14 protein-coding genes are annotated in these 13,502 nt (G+C 58.4%); 8 read left to right on the top strand and 6 right to left on the bottom strand.

Annotated features, from left to right (window positions below):
• Positions 1-56: 56 nt before the first annotated feature.
• The 4 genes from sanA to ACP4QI_RS14830 all read right to left on the bottom strand — a co-directional run bounded on the left by sanA (position 57) and on the right by ACP4QI_RS14830 (position 3,002).
• Positions 57-770, bottom strand: coding sequence for an outer membrane permeability protein SanA (gene sanA, locus ACP4QI_RS14845; protein WP_142486477.1), 714 nt, complete (start codon positions 768-770; stop codon positions 57-59).
• Positions 771-898: 128 nt separating this feature from the next.
• A complete protein-coding gene (gene cdd, locus ACP4QI_RS14840) occupies positions 899-1,783 on the bottom strand; it encodes a cytidine deaminase (protein ID WP_142486476.1) in 885 nt (294 codons plus the stop codon).
• 128 nt (positions 1,784-1,911) lie between these two features.
• A complete protein-coding gene (locus ACP4QI_RS14835) occupies positions 1,912-2,607 on the bottom strand; it encodes a CidB/LrgB family autolysis modulator (protein ID WP_426495238.1) in 696 nt (231 codons plus the stop codon).
• Positions 2,604-3,002: a CidA/LrgA family protein gene (locus tag ACP4QI_RS14830; protein ID WP_142486474.1), complete on the bottom strand. Its 399-nt coding sequence runs from the start codon at positions 3,000-3,002 to the stop codon at positions 2,604-2,606. Before ACP4QI_RS14830 ends, ACP4QI_RS14835 begins: the two co-directional genes overlap by 4 nt.
• Before the next feature lie 215 nt (positions 3,003-3,217).
• Between ACP4QI_RS14830 and map the strand changes: the two genes are divergently transcribed.
• From map to ACP4QI_RS14795, 7 genes are all read left to right on the top strand, one after another.
• The gene (gene map / locus ACP4QI_RS14825; RefSeq protein ID WP_156264241.1) at positions 3,218-3,997 is read left to right on the top strand and encodes a type I methionyl aminopeptidase; all 780 of its coding nucleotides are present in this window, start codon (positions 3,218-3,220) and stop codon (positions 3,995-3,997) included.
• 90 nt (positions 3,998-4,087) lie between these two features.
• Positions 4,088-5,020, top strand: a complete 933-nt coding sequence (gene dusC / locus ACP4QI_RS14820; protein ID WP_142486472.1) for a tRNA dihydrouridine(16) synthase DusC — start codon at positions 4,088-4,090, stop codon at positions 5,018-5,020.
• 157 nt (positions 5,021-5,177) lie between these two features.
• Positions 5,178-6,011: a BglG family transcription antiterminator LicT gene (licT, locus tag ACP4QI_RS14815; RefSeq protein WP_142486471.1), complete on the top strand. Its 834-nt coding sequence runs from the start codon at positions 5,178-5,180 to the stop codon at positions 6,009-6,011.
• Positions 6,012-6,150: 139 nt separating this feature from the next.
• Positions 6,151-8,013: a PTS beta-glucoside transporter subunit IIABC gene (bglF, locus tag ACP4QI_RS14810; protein WP_426495239.1), complete on the top strand. Its 1,863-nt coding sequence runs from the start codon at positions 6,151-6,153 to the stop codon at positions 8,011-8,013.
• 12 nt (positions 8,014-8,025) lie between these two features.
• Positions 8,026-9,420, top strand: a complete 1,395-nt coding sequence (locus tag ACP4QI_RS14805; RefSeq protein ID WP_285128114.1) for a glycoside hydrolase family 1 protein — start codon at positions 8,026-8,028, stop codon at positions 9,418-9,420.
• A 143-nt stretch (positions 9,421-9,563) separates the two neighbouring features.
• Complete coding sequence (gene mdtQ, locus ACP4QI_RS14800) at positions 9,564-10,982, top strand: multidrug resistance outer membrane protein MdtQ (protein WP_426495240.1); 1,419 nt, start codon at positions 9,564-9,566, stop codon at positions 10,980-10,982.
• 49 nt (positions 10,983-11,031) lie between these two features.
• On the top strand, positions 11,032-11,805 hold the full coding sequence (locus ACP4QI_RS14795) for an SDR family oxidoreductase (RefSeq protein ID WP_426495241.1): 774 nt from the start codon (positions 11,032-11,034) through the stop codon (positions 11,803-11,805).
• A gap of 1 nt (position 11,806) precedes the next feature.
• On the opposite strand, the gene ACP4QI_RS14790 is transcribed toward ACP4QI_RS14795, so the two are convergent.
• Positions 11,807-12,367 carry a DedA family protein gene (locus ACP4QI_RS14790; protein WP_426495242.1) on the bottom strand — a complete coding sequence of 187 codons (561 nt, stop codon included), beginning with the start codon at positions 12,365-12,367 and terminating at the stop codon, positions 11,807-11,809.
• 24 nt (positions 12,368-12,391) lie between these two features.
• Complete coding sequence (locus ACP4QI_RS14785; protein ID WP_156264236.1) at positions 12,392-12,658, bottom strand: hypothetical protein; 267 nt, start codon at positions 12,656-12,658, stop codon at positions 12,392-12,394.
• Positions 12,659-12,798: 140 nt separating this feature from the next.
• Between ACP4QI_RS14785 and ACP4QI_RS14780 the strand changes: the two genes are divergently transcribed.
• Positions 12,799-13,386, top strand: a complete 588-nt coding sequence (locus ACP4QI_RS14780) for a Yip1 family protein (RefSeq protein ID WP_142486465.1) — start codon at positions 12,799-12,801, stop codon at positions 13,384-13,386.
• Positions 13,387-13,502 lie beyond the last annotated feature (116 nt).

The raw sequence follows: 13,502 nt of genomic DNA, 5'->3' as shown, positions 1-13,502 counted from the left end.
TACGGTATTGCGGGGTTTTGTAGGCCGGGTAAGGCGAAGCCGCCACCCGGCGAGGTTTATTTCTTCTTCTGCATCTCCAGCAGCTGCTCCGGCGTCACTGCCGGATAACCCTGGGCATCTTCCGGCACTTCGAGCATCGCCGGGATCGGCACCAGCGGGCCTAAGAAGCGCGGTTCGCGTTTGAAGACATACAGATCGGCCAGCGCCCCCAGACGGGCACCAAATTCACGCACCCGCACGGTGAGCATGTCTTTTGGTGACGGGACGGCATAGCACTGCGCCTGAATGCCCATATGCAGGGCAATAAACAGCGCGCGCTCGCAGTGGAAGCGCTGGGTGATGATGATGAAATCGTTGGTATCAAACACCTTACGGGTGCGGACAATGGAATCGAGGGTCCTGAAACCGGCGTAGTCGAGCACGATATCCGCCGGGTCCACGCCTGCGGCAATCAAGTCTTTACGCATGGTGACCGGCTCGTTATAGCTCTGCAGAGCGTTGTCGCCACTCAGCAGCAGGTAGTTGACCTTGCCGCTGTTGTAGGCGTTGAGCGCCCCCTGAATGCGGTAGCGGTAATACTGGTTGATCACCCCGGTGCGGTAATACTTGGCGGTGCCAAGCACCACGCCAACCTGGCGGTAGGGCAGATCCTGAAGGTCATCAAAGATATAGGGGGCTGTTTTCCAGCTCATCCAGCGGTCGAGGCCCAGCGCAGTCAACAGCACGATGGCGATCAGGGCAACCAGGCTGTAAAACACGCGCTTTAACATACAGATGACTCTTACCAAAGGTGAAATTTCACTCAGGCTACTTTACCCGTCTGGTAAGCGCAAGAAACGGCGGTTTAATTGGGGGGATTTTCATCAATTGTGCGGGCATTGCTGCCCGCATCAGAGACTTACGCCAGCAGCACGCGGTCGATGCTGGTACAACCCAGCGCGCGTAGCGTCGCCGCGGTGGCATCCCACTGGATCAGCGGAGCATCGGCTTTTTCCGCCAGAATGGCGCGCTGAATATCCGGGTAGTCGTAACCGTTGAGGCTGAGGAGGTTGAGTGCGCCCTGCAGCGGCGGCAGCGTCGGGTTAAAGGCGGCGTTCTCGGCATAGCTGCCGGTGAAGATGCGGCCATCGCGACACTCCAGCGCCACTCCGCTCGGGGAGTTGCTGTAGGGGGCGTGCGACTGGTTGGCGGCGCGGATAGCGGCCTGGGCCAGCTCGTCTCCGCTCACGGCGTAGCCATGATCCTGCTCATCCATCAGCAGGGATTTTATCTCCAGATCCTTCGGCCCGAAGGCGTCCGGCAGGTAATCCGCCAGCGTATGCGGATCGCGGCCCGGCAGGTTGATGCGCAGCTGCAAACCGCTGTTAAGCTCGTTCATAAACTGACGGCAGTGGCCGCACGGCGTGTAGTTCACGGTGATGGCCTGCAGGGATTTTTCGCCGCGCAGCCAGGCGTGGCTGATGGCGCTCTGTTCGGCATGCACGGTCTGCTGCATGGTCGCCCCGAGAAACTCCATATTGCCGCCGAAGTACCAGGTACCGCTTACGCCGCGCGCAATGGCACCCACGTTGAAATGGGACAGGTCGGCGCGGGCGCAGGCCGCCGCCAGCGGCAGAAGCGCAAAGGCCAGCGCGTCATCATCCAGATCGGTGGCACGTTTCAGTGCGGTGACCTGTTCAGCCGTCAGCAGGGCGGGGAAGTGTGCATCCGCCAGAACCGGGGCCAGGGCTGACTGCAAATTCTCTGCAAGCTGAGCGAAAGCTGATTGAAAACGTGGATGCATGGCGTTGCCTCATAAAGGTTAATGGATCGGTAGTGTACGGAGCCGCCGGGGCTTTATATGTGACTCAGATCTCATTATGTGTGCAACTTATGAAACTCAAATTAAAAATGCGCGACGCGTCGCAAATTTTAGCCCATTACCGCCAGAATAATCGGGAACAGGAACGGCGCAATCAGCGAGGTCATGATCCCGCAGATCACCAGCGCCAGGGAGCTGAACGCCCCTTCCTGATAATCCAGCTCCGCGCAGCGGGCGGTGCCGAGGGCGTGAGATGCGGTCCCCATCGCCAGACCACGCGCAGATTTGGTGCGAATACGCATGGCGTTCAGCAGCGTATGGCCTAATACCGCCCCGAGAATACCGACATAAATCACGCACACGGCACTGATCGCCGGGATGCCACCGAGGCTGCCGCCCACCGCCATCGCGATCGGTGTGGTGACGGATTTAGGTAATATAGAGGCCGCAATTTCCGGGGTTGCCCCCATCAGCAGCGCCACCGAGGTGCCGGTGATCATCGCCACCACGCTGCCCACCAGGCAGATGGTAATGATTGACTTCCAGCGGGCGCGGATCTGGTGCAGTTGCTCATACAGCGGAAACGCCAGCGCCACCACCGCAGGTTGCAGCAGATCGTTGAGGACCTTGCTGCCCTGGAAATATTTTGTGTAGGGGATGCCGGTCAACAGCAGGAACGGAATAATCACTACCATCGCCACCAGCAGGGGGTTAAGCAGCGGGAACTTCAGGCGCACCGCCAGCTTGCGGGCGGCGAAGAATACCGCCACGGTGAGCGGCAGGGACCACCAGATATTGGCCATCATTTTTTCTGTCCTTTTTGCCCAACCACGTTACGTTCCCCGTGCACCAGATGCGTGCTCCAGCTCACCACTAAAAACGCCACCAGCGTGCTGATAGTGCAGGAGACAAATATCGGGCCGAACTGCGCGCTCAGCAGGTCGTAATATTGCATTACCCCCACGCCGATCGGCACAAACAGCAGCGCCATATAGCGGATCAGCACCGAGCAGCCGGGCTTAACCCATTTTGCCGGAAGGATTTGCAGCGCGAGCAGTACAAACAGGATAAGCATGCCAATAATGCTGCCGGGAATGGTGATCGGCAGCAGGGAGGCGAGAAAAATACCCGCATACAGGCAGGCATAAATCAGGATGAAGGCGCGCAGGTATTGCCAGACAACGATCAGTGATTTCTTCATGGTGAAAGTCCTTAATGGAACGCATTCATCATACAATTAAAACCGGAAACGTGCTACGGATCACATCATGACTTTTGAGCATACCAGACATTACTTTCTGGAACGTTGGGCAATTCCCCAAACCGCAGGAGACAACGCGGCGCTGACAATATACGATCGGCAGATAAAGATAATGATGCCCAAATCCGGCCCTAAACCTTTACTGGAGGTAATCAATGCCATCAATTGTCATTAAAACCGCCGACGAGCTGGCCCGCCAGCGCCACGCGGGTGAACTGCTGGCCTCGGTGTTCACCATGCTGGACGAATTTATTAAGCCTGGCGTATCAACCATGGAGATCAACAATCGCGCCGAGGCGTTTATCGTCGAGGAGCTTAAGTCCCGTCCGGCCAGCAAAGGGCAATATGATTATCCCTACGTACTGAACACCTCGGTCAACGACGTGGTCTGCCACGGTATCCCGAAGGAGTCGGAGCATCTCAAATCGGGTGCCATCGTCAACGTCGACATCACCCTCGAAAACGCGGGCATGATCGCCGACTCCAGTAAAATGTATCTTATCGGCGAGGTTTCGCCCCTGGCCCGCAGGCTGGTGAAAGCGACCTACGAGGGGATGTGGAAGGGGATTAAGGCCGTTAAACCGGGCGCGACGCTGGGCGATATCGGCCACGCTATTCAGTCATACGTTGAAAGCCAGGGCTACAGCGTAGTGCGCGAGTACTGCGGGCACGGCATTGGTAAAGAGATGCACGAAGAGCCGCAGATCCTGCACTACGGCAAACCCGGCGAAGGGCCGGTGTTGCAGGAGGGGATGGTCTTTACCATCGAACCGATGATCAATCAGGGCGACAGCCGGATCAAAACGAAGAAGGACGGCTGGACGGTGGTGACCCGTGACAAAAAGCTGTCTGCACAATGGGAACACACTATCGCCGTAACGGCAGACGGTTTTGAGGTGCTAACCCTGCGCCCTGAAGAGACGCTCCCTGAATAAGACCGCAACCCCACACGCATATCTTCCCTGACGCTTCCCACCTCTCGCGGGAGCGGCTACTATAGCGCGTCTTTTTTTACGGGTACTGATATGCGTGTATTACTGGCACCGATGGAAGGCGTGCTCGATTCGCTGGTGCGTGAGCTGCTGACCGACGTTAACGACTATGACCTCTGCATCACCGAGTTCCTGCGGGTGGTGGATATGTTATTGCCGGTAAAATCGTTTTACAGACTCTGCCCGGAGCTGCATCACCAGAGCCGCACCCCCTCAGGCACTCTGGTGCGCGTACAGCTGCTGGGACAATATCCGGAGTGGCTGGCGGAAAACGCCGCCCGCGCCGTCGAGCTGGGCTCCTGGGGCGTGGATCTGAACTGCGGCTGTCCGTCGAAAATGGTTAACGGCAGCGGCGGCGGGGCCACGCTGCTCAAAGATCCCGAGCTGATCTACCGCGGCGCGAAAGCGATGCGCGAGGCAGTGCCCTCCCATCTGCCGGTCACGGTGAAGGTGCGTCTGGGGTGGGACAGCGGCGACAGGCAGTTTGAAATTGCCGACGCGGTGCAGCAGGCGGGTGCCAGCGAGCTGGTGGTTCATGGCCGCACCAAAGAGGACGGCTATAAAGCCGAGCGCATTAACTGGCAGGCCATCGGCGAGATCCGCCAACGACTGACCATACCGGTGGTGGCCAACGGCGAGATCTGGGATCGCGAGAGCGCGCTGGCCTGTATGAAAGAGACCGGCTGCGATTCCATCATGATCGGGCGCGGAGCGCTCAACGTGCCCAACCTCAGCCGGGTGATCAAATACAACGAGCCGCGCATGCCCTGGCCGGAAGTGGTGACGCTGCTGAAGAAGTACTCCCGCCTCGAAAAGCAGGGCGACACCGGTCTGTACCATGTAGCGCGTATCAAGCAGTGGCTGAGCTACCTGCGGAAAGAGTACGACGATGCCCTGGGCCTGTTTCAGGAGATCCGCACCCTGCAAACCTCGGCGGAGATCGCCCGGGTTATTCAGTCAAAATAGGCCAACGTCGATCTGCGTCACGTTTTTTAGCGGGGCGCATTGTGGCATCGAACGAAACTGGTAAAGTGCGCTAACTGGATTGTTACTGCTGCGGCAGGCAAAACCTGATTTTCTGGCATCTGCCGGAGGTCAGGTTTTTTTGTTTCTGGGGCATGAAATGAAAATCGCCAAAATACTGAATAATAATGTGGTGGTTGTTCTGGATGAACAGGGGCGCGAACAGGTCGTGATGGGCCGTGGGCTGGCCTTTCAAAAGCACCCTGGCGACGTGGTCCCGAAAGCGAATATCGAGAAAGTGTTTGCCCTGCAAAGCGACGAGCTGGTGCAGCGGCTGGGGGAGTTACTCAGCCAGATCCCGCTGGAAGTGATGACCACCTGCGACCGCATCATCGGGCTGGCGGCGCAGCGGTTGGGGAAACTGCAGGAGAGTTTGTACATCACCTTAACCGACCACTGCTACTTTGCGATTGAGCGGCAGAAGAAAGGGCTGGCGATCAAAAACGTGCTGCTGTGGGACATTAAGCGGCTCTACCCGAAAGAGTTTGAGCTGGGCCAGCAGGCGCGGGCCATCATCGCTCAACGGCTGGGCGTGGAGCTGGGCGAAGATGAAGCCGGATTTATCGCGCTCCATCTGGTCACCGCCCAGCTGCATAGCGAGATGCCGGAGGTCATGCACGTTACCCGGGTGATGCAGGAGATCCTGCAGCTGGTGAAATACAGCTTACAGCTGGAGTATGACGAGGAGTCGCTAAGCTATCAGCGCTTCGTCACCCATCTGAAGTTTTTTGCCCAGCGGATGCTGACCCGCACCGTGGTCGCGGATGATGACGCCTCGCTGCACTCGGCGGTAAAAGATAACTACGCGAAGGCGTGGATGTGCGCCGAAAAGATTGCCCGGCATCTGCAAAAGAGTTATCAGCGCGAGCTGACCACCGAAGAGATTATGTTTCTCACCATTCATATTGAGCGCGTGAGAAAAGAGGGGCGCTAAGCCCCCGCTACAAACGGATTGTTACTGCACTATGCAGGCAAAACCTGAGCGCGGCTCCCGAAAGGGCGTCGTTCTCGGGTTTTTTTATTTTTACGACTCGGTCAAACCCTGCCTGCGGGCAGTGAAGAAGGAAAAAGAGATGGAATATCAAGCACTGGCGAAGGATATTCTCGGCCACGTTGGCGGCAAAGAGAACATCGTCAGCCTGGTTCATTGCGCCACCCGGCTGCGTTTCAAACTGAAAGATTCTCAACGTGCGGATGCTGAAGGGCTGAAGATCAATCCCGGGGTGATCATGGTTGTCGAAAGCGGCGGCCAGTTCCAGGTGGTGATTGGCAACCACGTTCATGACGTCTGGCAGGCCGTTTGTCAGGAGGCGGGGCTGGCTGATGACGCGGTACCCGCCGCAGAGGATAAAGGCGAAAAAACCAGCCTCGGCGGCCAGCTTATCGATATTGTCTCCGGCATTTTTACCCCCTTTATCGGCGTTCTCGCCGCCTCGGGGATCCTGAAGGGGATGCTGGCGCTGGCGGTGGTGTGCGGCTGGCTGACCACCGACAGCGGTACCTACAAAATCTGGTTTGCCACCAGTGACGCGCTGTTCTTCTTCTTCCCGCTGGTGCTGGGCTACACCGCCGGTAAAAAGTTTGGCGGCAACCCGTTTATCACCATGGTGATTGGCGGGGCGCTGGTGCATCCGACCATGATTCAGGCCTTTGAGGCCAGTCAGCAGGCGGGCGCGGCGGCCAATGCCTTCCTCGCCATTCCGGTGACCTGGTTTAACTACAGCTCGTCGGTCATTCCGATCATCCTTGCCGCCTGGGTCAGCTGCTGGCTGGAGAAGCAGGGCAACAAACGCCTGCCGTCGGCGATGAAAAATTTCTTCACGCCGCTGATCTGTCTCGGCGTCACGGTGCCGCTGACCTTTCTGGTTATCGGCCCGGTGGCCACCTGGCTCAGCCAGATGCTGGCGAACAGCTATCAGTGGATCTACGTGCTTGCCCCCTGGCTGGCTGGCGCGGCGATGGGCGCGGTATGGCAGATATGCGTCATTTTCGGTCTGCACTGGGGGCTGGTGCCGCTGATGATCAATAACCTCGCCGTGTTGGGTCACGATTCGATGCTGCCGATGTTACTGCCGGCGGTGATGGGGCAGGTAGGGGCCGCGTTCGGCGTGTTCCTGCGTACCCGTGACACAAAGCTGAAGATGCTGGCGGGCTCGTCGGTAACGGCCGGGATTTTCGGTATCACCGAACCGGCGGTCTATGGCGTGAACCTGCCGCTGCGTCGTCCCTTTATCTTCGGCTGCGTGGCCGGGGCGGTCGGCGGCGCGATTGTCGGTTTCTTTGACACTCACGTTTACTCCTTTGGCTTCGGCAATATTTTCACCATCGCGCAGATGATCCCTCCTGGCGGGGTAGACGCCACGCTGTGGGGCGGGATTGCGGGCATGGTGGTGGCGCTGGTGCTGAGCTGTGCCCTGACCCTGATTGCCGGAATGCCTGCCAGCCCGGCCGACGCTTCCCCGGTGGTCGCTAACGCCGATGGCGACACGGTGCTCTCCCCAATGCGCGGCACGGTACTGGCGCTGGACCAGGTGCCGGACGCCACCTTTGCCAGCGGCCTGCTCGGTCAGGGCGCGGCTATCGTCCCTGCCGATAACAAAGTGATTGCCCCCTTTGCGGGGGAAGTGGCCTCGATATTTGCCACTAAGCATGCTATTGGCTTGTTGAGCGACAGCGGCATCGAAGTGCTGATCCACGTCGGGATCGACACCGTGAAGCTCGACGGCAAGCCGTTTACCGCCCACGTGAAGGTGGGTGACAAAGTACAGCCAGGCGATCTGCTGCTGGAGTTCGATCGTCAGGCGATTCTCGATGCCGGATACGATCTGGCGACCCCGATTATTATCAGCAATAGCGACGACTACCGTGATGTCGCGACCGTGGCGGCGACTGCCGTTCAGGCCGGCGCGCCGTTGCTTTGCGTAAGCCATCAATAACAGGAGAACCGAATGAAAACTTTCCCGGACGATTTCTTATGGGGCGGCGCGGTTGCCGCGAATCAGGTAGAAGGCGCTTACCTGGACGATGGCAAAGGATTGTCCACCTCTGATGTTCAGCCGCAGGGGGTATTTGGCCCGGTGGTGGAGCGCGTGGCGGGCGACAGCGGCATCAAAGACGTGGCGATCGATTTCTATCATCGTTATCCGCAGGACATCACACTGTTCGCCGAGATGGGCTTCAGCTGCCTGCGCGTCTCCATTGCCTGGACGCGCATCTTCCCGAACGGCGATGAGCAGGAGCCGAACGAGGCCGGACTGGCCTTTTACGACAAGCTGTTTGACGAGCTGGCGGCCCACAACATCACCCCGCTGGTAACCCTCTCGCACTACGAGATGCCGTGGGGGCTGGTGAAGCAGTACGGCGGCTGGGGCAGCCGTCAGGTGATCGGTTTCTTCGAGCGCTATGCCCGCACCGTCTTTGCCCGCTATCAACACAAGGTGAAGCTGTGGCTCACCTTTAACGAGATCAACATGTCCCTGCACGCGCCGATGACCGGCGTCGGTCTGCCGGAAACCAGCAGCAAGGCGGAGGTCTATCAGGCGATCCACCATCAGCTGGTGGCGAGCGCCCTGGCGGTGAAAGCCTGCCACGCGATGATCCCGGACGCCAAAATCGGCAACATGCTGCTGGGCGGCCTGGTCTATCCGCTGACCTGCAAGCCGGACGACGTGCTGGAAGCCCTGCAGGAAAACCGCGCGTGGCAGTTCTTCGGCGATGTGCAGTGCCGCGGGGCGTACCCGGGCTATATGCTGCGCTTCTTCCGCGATAACGGCATTACGCTTGAAATTACCGACGCCGATCGCGAGGCGCTGAAATCGACCATCGACTTTATCTCCTTCAGCTACTACATGACCGGCTGTGTCACCACCGATGAAGCGCTGAACCAGCAGGCGCGCGGCAACATCCTGAGCATGGTGCCTAACCCGCATCTGGCAAGCTCTGAATGGGGCTGGCAGATCGACCCGGTTGGCCTGCGCACCCTGCTGAACGTGCTCTGGGATCGCTATCAGAAACCGCTGTTTATTGTGGAGAACGGCCTGGGAGCAAAGGACAAGCCGGACGCCGACGGGGTGGTGCAGGATGATTACCGCATCAGCTACCTCAACGACCATCTGGTGCAGGTGCGCGAGGCGATTGAGGACGGCGTGGAGGTGATGGGCTACACCAGCTGGGGCCCGATCGATCTGGTGAGCGCTTCCAAAGCGGAGCTCTCCAAGCGCTACGGTTTTATCTATGTCGATCGTGATGACAGCGGTGCAGGCACGCTGGCGCGCAGCCGTAAGAAGAGTTTTTACTGGTATCAGGAAGTGATTGCGACGAAGGGCGCTTCGCTGAAAGCCTGATGACCGCAGGGGCGCCCGGCGGCATATCGGGCGCCTTTTCTGAATATGTAAAGGTATGACAAATTGTGGATTGCCACCGATTCCTAAAAAAATGAAGCGCAGCGGGCGTATTTTGCCCCCTTCTTTTTTATGTGAATAACCTGATGAAACCTTCACGTTTTTACTGTTTCTGCCTGCCTCTTTCTCTTTTTCTGGTTGCCTGCGCCCCTCAACACGATACGGCGACATCGCTTAATCAACAGCTCCCCGTCGCGAACATAGCGTCCGGACTGGCGACCGGCCAGTGGCCAAAAAATGCATGGTGGGAAGCGTTTCACGATCCGCAGCTGACTGCCCTGATCGTCAAAGCGCAGGCCGACGCGCCGGATATGCAAATTGCCCGTCAGCGTATTGCCCTTGCCGAAGCCAAGGCCAAAATGGCGATGGCCGCCGACGGCCCGGAGGTGGATTTCTCTGCCGATGCCGAGCGGCAAAAAATGTCCGCAGAAGGGCTGATGGGCCCCTTTGCGATTACCGATCCGGCGGCCGGTACCACCGGCCCCTGGTATACCAACGGCACCTTTGGCTTAACCGCTGGCTGGGATCTGGATTTATGGGGCAAAAACCGCGCCCAGGTTGAGGCCCGCATCGGCAAGGTCAACGCCCAACAGGCGGAGCTGCAACAGACCCGCCAGCTGCTCGCCACCAGCGTCGCGCGTCTCTACTGGGAGTGGCAGACTCAGGCTGCGGTCGGGAAGGTATTAATCGCCATCAAGCAGGAGCAGGGGAATATTATTCGTACCGACCGGGAGCTGTACCAGAATGGGATCACTTCGTCCGTGGAAGGGGTCGAAACCGACATCAATGCCAGTAAAACCGAGGAGCGGCTGGCGGAGGTGAGCGGCAATATGAAAGCCATTGCCGCGCGCCTGGAAGCCCTCACTAATACCCCGTCGATAACCCTCACCCCGCAGGCCTTACCCGCCGTCGAGACGAAGTTGCCTGCCTCGCTGGGCTACGAACTGCTGGCCCGACGCCCCGATCTGCAGGAAGCCCACTGGTACATCGAAGCGTCTCTGCATGAGGTCGATGCGGCGAAAGCAGCGTTCTATCCCGATGTGAATCTGATGGCGTTTCTGCAACAGGATGCGCTGCACTTAAGCGATCTGTTCCGCTCCTCGGCGCAGCAGATGGGCGTCACCGCCGGCCTGACCCTGCCGATTTTTGACAGCGGACGCCTGAATGCCAACCTCGATATTGCCCAGGCGCAGAGCAATCTGTCGATAGCGAACTACAACAAAGCGGTGGTGGAGGCGGTGAATCAGGTGACCCGGACCGCAAGTGAAGTCGAAACGCTAATGGCGAAAAACCAGCATCAGCAGAGCGTTGAGGCCGATGCCGCGCGGGTGGTAGCTCTGGCGCAGGCGCGTTACAGAGCGGGGATTATCGCCGGTACCCGCGTCAGCGAGGCCAGAATACCCGCCCTGCAGGAACACCTCGCCGGACTCACGCTGCAGGGGCAGTATATCGATGCCACCCTGCAACTCACCTCGGCGCTGGGTGGCGGCTATCAGCACGGGTAGAAAACGAGAATTATCTATACTTACCTCTTTGTGGTTTCAGGAGGTGAGTATGGGTTCAACCAATCGTGTGGCTATTGTGACGGCATCGGATTCGGGGATCGGCAAAACCACGGCGCTGATGCTGGCGGAGCGTGGGTTTGATATCGGCGTAACCTGGCATTCGGATGAAGAAGGGGCGATGAAAACCTGTCGTGAGATCGAGGCGCGGGGGCAGCGGGCAGAGGCCATCCAGCTGGATCTCAGCCAGCTGCCGGACGGGGCTAAGGCGATCGAGAGGTTAATTGAGCGCTTCGGACGTATCGACGTGCTGGTCAATAACGCCGGGGCGATGGTCAAAGCGTCGTTTCTGGAGATGGAGTACGACCAGTGGCGATCCATTTTTAGCGTCGATGTGGATGGCGCTTTTCTCTGCTCGCAGATTGCCGCCCGGCAGATGGTTAAGCAGGGCGAGGGGGGACGGATCGTCAACATCACCTCGGTACATGAGCATACCCCGCTGCCGGATGCCAGCGCTTACACTTCGGCCAAGCATGCCCTCGGCGGCCTGACCAAGTCGATGGCGATGGAGCTGGTGCATCACAATATTCTGGTCAACGCCGTCGCACCCGGGGCCATCGCTACGCCAATGAACGACATGGATGACAGCGAAGTGAAGCCGGGATCCATGCCGAATATCCCGCTGGCAAGGCCCGGGCACACCAAAGAGATCGCCAGCCTGGTGGCCTGGCTGTGCGACAGCGACGCCAGCTACGCCACCGGACAATCCTTTATCGTCGATGGCGGTTTTATGCTGGGCAATCCGCAGTTTAAGCCGGCGGAGTAAGTTAGCTGCGATCCCGGCGTTTGAGCCACCAGCGTATCGCGAGAACCAGCACCACCACCAGGATCAGCCAGATCCAGTGGCGCAGGTGCTGGTTGAGTGAATGCAGCCACGGCTCCAGCACTTCACCACCGACGTAGCCTAAGGTGGTGAAGATCAGCGCCCAGGCGATAGCGCCAACAATGTTCAGCGGCAGGAAAATTTTCGGCGGCAGGCGACTGGCGCCGATCAGCAGCGGGCCAATGATACGGAAACCGTACATAAAGCGGGTGCCAATGACAAACAGGTAAGGGTGACGCTGGATCAGCTGTTGGGCGCGGTCGATTTTCTTCTGATGGCGGGAAAAACGGCGCAGGATCGTCGGACCAAACCGCACCCCAACCAGGTAGAGCAGCTGGTCACCGATCATCCCGCCCAGCGCCACGGCGGCCACCACCAGCGGAAAACGTAATAATCCCTGATGCGCCGCCACGCCACCCAGCAGGGTGATGGTTTCGCCTTCCGCTATGCTGCCAATGACCAACGCGGCATAGCCATACTGTGCAATGAGAGTATTGATATCCATAGGTTAAGCGTAGCGCAGGATACACTATTTCAAAAACAGATAGCCGATAAGCCCCAGAACGGGGACGATCAGTACCGTAAACACAGCCCCTGTCGCCCAGGCAAGAGGGGCAATCTCTTCTTCTTTTTTGATATCGGCCAAACGGGCCAGCGCGCGCTGGCTGTCCGGGGCAATAATCTCTTCAAACTGCTTTTTATAACCCTGTTCGCACAACAGCGACGCCCCCTGCACGTCGGACTTATCAAGTGCAATGATTTTGGTGCCTTTTTGGAAAAAAATGTACTCCGGCATCAGAGACTCCCTCCTGTAAAACCCTGTTTAACATACCAGAACCCCGAACGTTCAGCGGCATTTTTGTACTGTACAAAAAATAATCTCAGGCCTGCATTATACTTGAGTTATCGCTAGCGGGCCGACAACAAGGGGGCGTTATGAACCATGTCTGGGGACTCTTTTCCCATCCCGATCGTGAAATGCATGTGATCAGAGGCGAAAACGAAACGGTCAGTCATCACTATACCCACCACGTGTTGCTGATGGCCGCCGTGCCGGTGATTTGCGCGTTTATTGGTACCACGCAAATTGGCTGGGATTTTGACGACGGCAACATTGTAAAACTCTCGTGGATGACCGGCCTGGCGCTGGCGGTCGTGTTTTATGCCCTGATGCTGGCAGGTGTGGCGGTGATGGGCCGGGTGATTTACTGGATGGCGCGCCGGTATCCGCAGCGGCCTTCGCTGACGCACTGCATGGTGTTCGCCGGTTACGTGGCGACGCCGCTGTTTCTGAGCGGGATTGTGGCGCTTTATCCGATAGTCTGGCTGTGCGCGCTGGTGGGGACGCTGGCACTCTTTTATACCGGCTATCTGCTCTATATCGGTATTCCTACCTTCCTGAGTATCAACAAAGAAGAGGGCCGAAGCTTCTCCGGCTCGACGCTCGCCATTGGCGTGCTGTTGCTGGAAGTGCTGCTGGCGCTGACGGTTATTCTTTGGGGTTATGGATACCGTCTCTTCTGACGTCACTGCATTGCTGGCGTAATTGCCAGCAATGCAGCATCTGTTCACGATTAACTACTGGTAGCAAGGCATCCGGACGGCTATGATGCCTTAGCCAGCCCGCGTTCGCGCCATGA

The organism is Leclercia sp. TB492, from assembly GCF_049974505.2.
GTDB lineage: Bacteria > Pseudomonadota > Gammaproteobacteria > Enterobacterales > Enterobacteriaceae > Enterobacter > Enterobacter adecarboxylatus_C.
Note: the sequence above shows the minus strand (reverse complement) of the source record. Positions and strands in the feature narration are given on the sequence as shown.